Source organism: Synechococcus sp. BDU 130192 (assembly GCF_963876085.1).
Lineage (GTDB): Bacteria > Cyanobacteriota > Cyanobacteriia > Cyanobacteriales > MRBY01 > MRBY01.
The window spans coordinates 1-254 of record NZ_CAWNNO010000052.1 but is presented as its reverse complement, the minus strand read 5'-3'; the positions used below and the strand labels follow the sequence as shown (position 1 = coordinate 254).

The window sequence follows — 254 nt, the reverse complement described above, 5'->3', positions numbered from 1 at the left end:
GGTGGTTCTTTGTTCTCCGCAATGCACGGTTCTCTCGTAACCTCTTCTTTGGTACGTGAGACCACTGAAACCGAATCTCAGAACTACGGTTACAAGTTCGGTCAAGAGGAAGAAACTTACAACATCGTTGCAGCCCACGGCTACTTCGGTCGTTTGATCTTCCAATATGCATCTTTCAACAACAGCCGTTCCTTGCACTTCTTCTTGGGTGCATGGCCTGTAGTCGGTATCTGGTTCACTGCTCTTGGTGTATC

The 254-nt window shown here is 48.0% G+C and carries 1 pseudogene; it reads left to right on the top strand.

Annotated elements, in window-relative coordinates:
• Positions 1 to 254 (top strand): annotated as a pseudogene (locus AACT35_RS11315) (photosystem II q(b) protein); the annotation flags it as partial.